Below are 2,736 nucleotides of genomic sequence, written 5' to 3'. Positions count from 1 at the left end.
AGGCAATCGCCAAGGCCCTCGATGTGAAGCTTCAGGAGCTTTTCCAGCCGGTTCGGGAATTGCGCACCGTCCGGTTCCGTTCGGCGAAGCGGATGCAGAATCGCGAGAATGTCCTGGCCGAGGTGGCCAGGTGGCTCGACGATTTCAATTTCCTCGAGGAGAGTCTGAAAAAAAAGATGCCGTTCAGCCTTGGCGCTGTCCGGAGACAATGCTCCAGAGACCGCCTCGCCGAGGCGGCCGGACTCTGCAGGAAAAAGCTGGGACTAAAGGTCACCGAACCCATCCACGACATCTGCGGCCTGCTCGAACACGCGGGCGTGAAGGTTTTCCCGGTTCCCATGGCTTCCGATAGTTTCTTCGGCCTTTCTGTGGGCGAGGAGGACGGCGGGCCGGCGGTGGTTGTGAACGTATGGGAGCGGATTTCGGTGGAAAGGCGCATTTTCAGCGCCGCCCATGAACTCGGCCATCTCATGTTGCATCCCGACGCCTACGACGTCACCAAGGTCGATGAGAGCAAGGAGGAAGAACAGGAAGCCGACCGTTTTGCCGGGCATTTTTTGATGCCGAACGAGGGGTTCCGTAAGGAATGGAATGAAGCGGCCGGATTGCACTTCGTCGACAGGATCTTCAAGGTCAAGCGCATTTTCCGGGTCAGTTATAAAACCGTTCTCTCGCGTCTCCTGGAAGAAGGGGCCGTGGACAAGTCCATCTGGATGAAATTCAACATGGCCTATCAGCAACACTTCAACCGGAAGCTTTCCTTCAAGGAAGAGCCGATGGGCATCGATCCGGCGGAGCCGTTCGGGATGCAAAGGTTCGATTTCTACGAAGACCGATTCAAACGCCTGACCAGGGAAGCGGTGGAAAAAGACAAAATATCGCTCAGCCGCGGTGCGGAGATGCTTCGGATCGGCATTGAGGAGATGCAGGACCTGCTCCAGAATTGGGAGGTCATTCTGTGACACGTCGCCCGGCTCCCCGCAAGTTGATGATCATGGATGCATGCGTGCTGATCGATTTCATCAAGGCGGAGCGGGCCGTGCTGGAACTCGTGGTGAAACATATCGGTCCGTTGCACGTGACCAGCCCGGTCTTGGACGAGGTTAACGAAATCGATGATGAAAACGAGCTGGTAGCCCTCGGACTGATCATCATCGAGCCGGAAATCGAAGATGCGTATACCGCCGGCGGCCGATCCGGACCGTTATCGTTCGAGGACTGGCTGTGCCTGCTAACGGCCAAAAGGCATGGTTTAACCTGCGTGACCAACGACAAGAATTTACGGAAGTTGTGCAAACAGGAAGGGGTTTCGTTGCTGTGGGGGCTTGAGCTTGTGGCCGAACTGCATAAGGTCGGCGGAATCACCGGCAAAGAGGCGGAGGCTTTTGCTCAAACCGTGAGGCGGTCGAATCCCAAGCACATCACCGAGAAGATCGTCTCGCGTTTTGCGGATCTCATTCGGCGGCAGGAAGGTCACAGGTCCCGGACATGATGATCCGGGCATTTGAGCATTATGGGAATTCCGTCACTCAAACCTGGTGACGATACAGTGCGACAATGATCGCACCAATAACCCAAGAAGAGGTATATATCCAATGGCAAAAGATGATCCTTCAATGCGCGGTAACAGATCGCGAAATCAAACGAATGGCCGTCTCAGAGACACTCGCGACGACAAGCACGTGGGCACGCTGGAAGAACAGTACGATAGGGATTTCGGGGTGCGCTCGGACATGCATGTGGACACTCTGCTCAAACAGACCGGTCATTCATCGGTGAACAAGCTTATCAAGAGCGGAATCGGTAAGAAGGAATAAAGACCGCCTATCAGATTACCGAGCGGATGGCCTGGCGGTAGTCCTCGATGATCTGCTCGCGGTACTTTTCCATGGTGGGATGCAGGAAGGGACGGGGCGGGATGACGATCACCGCGCCGTTGGGATGCTGGATGGTGGCTCCGTATTCCATCACCGCGCCGATGTTCACCAGGTCGTCGCCGTCCTTGTTGACCGTGCCGCGCAGTAGCCCCACGAAAGCCCGGTCCGAAAGGATGCGCTGAGTGATCGAATTGACGAGGAAGCCGGTGTCGATCAGGGCCTTGCTGGAGCCCTTGCGCGCGATGGTGCTCTCGGCCAGCTTGACGAACGCCTTGCCGCCTGGTGCCTGGGAGCGGATACCGCGCTTGATCTCGCGGACGAGGAGAAGGGCGTTCTTGATGGTCGCCTGCCGGATCGCCAGAGCGAGCCGGGCTCCCGGATTGGCGGCCAGTTTCGCTTTCGCTTTGTCCCAATCTCCGAAGCGCTTAACTCCCATAAATCTTTCTCATTTTCAAAAGTATTTCTTTTAGATTTAAGCCAAGGCAAAAACGATTGCGGGCATGAACATCATGTCATAGCTTCCAGTGGCAGTACAAGTTTTCGACCCATTTGGAGGATCTTCCCAGAGTCTTTTAGCCGTTTCATAACACGTGTAATACTGACGCGATGCGCTCCGATCAAAAAACCCAAATCTTCATGCGTTAACGGAAATTGAATGACATAGCCTTCTTCCTTTTTTTCACCATGTTCCCGAGCTACATTGAGGAGGACACGGTAAAGTCTTTCTTCTAGGTGAGTTTGGGACATGGCCCCAACTCGATCAGTTAACTGAGCGATACGACCACTTAAGTTCTTGATGACCTGGAGACCGATATTGGGATATTCAAGAACCAATTTTTCAAACCGATCTTTTGTAAAG

5 protein-coding genes are annotated in these 2,736 nt (G+C 54.5%); 3 read left to right on the top strand and 2 right to left on the bottom strand.

Annotated elements, in window-relative coordinates; translation table 11 throughout:
* From AB7S84_RS17180 to AB7S84_RS17170, 3 genes are all read left to right on the top strand, one after another.
* The coding region (locus tag AB7S84_RS17180; protein ID WP_428156035.1) for an ImmA/IrrE family metallo-endopeptidase at positions 1-962 on the top strand (962 nt) is incomplete at its 5' end.
* A gap of 77 nt (positions 963-1,039) precedes the next feature.
* Positions 1,040-1,492 carry a hypothetical protein gene (locus tag AB7S84_RS17175; RefSeq protein ID WP_428156033.1) on the top strand — a complete coding sequence of 151 codons (453 nt, stop codon included), beginning with the start codon at positions 1,040-1,042 and terminating at the stop codon, positions 1,490-1,492.
* A gap of 103 nt (positions 1,493-1,595) precedes the next feature.
* On the top strand, positions 1,596-1,817 hold the full coding sequence (locus AB7S84_RS17170) for a hypothetical protein (RefSeq protein ID WP_428156031.1): 222 nt from the start codon (positions 1,596-1,598) through the stop codon (positions 1,815-1,817).
* Between the two features lie 10 nt (positions 1,818-1,827).
* Here AB7S84_RS17170 and AB7S84_RS17165 read toward each other — a convergent pair whose 3' ends face one another.
* Both AB7S84_RS17165 and AB7S84_RS17160 read right to left on the bottom strand, forming a co-directional pair.
* On the bottom strand, positions 1,828-2,313 hold the full coding sequence (locus tag AB7S84_RS17165) for a hypothetical protein (protein WP_428156029.1): 486 nt from the start codon (positions 2,311-2,313) through the stop codon (positions 1,828-1,830).
* A 71-nt stretch (positions 2,314-2,384) separates the two neighbouring features.
* Positions 2,385-2,736: Crp/Fnr family transcriptional regulator (locus AB7S84_RS17160; RefSeq protein WP_428156027.1), on the bottom strand; the 352-nt coding region annotated here is incomplete at its 5' end.

Source organism: Desulfococcus sp. (genome assembly GCF_050178255.1).
GTDB lineage: Bacteria > Desulfobacterota > Desulfobacteria > Desulfobacterales > Desulfococcaceae > Desulfococcus > Desulfococcus multivorans.
The sequence above is the reverse complement of the archived record's forward strand: the minus strand, read 5'-3'. Positions and strand labels throughout refer to the sequence as shown.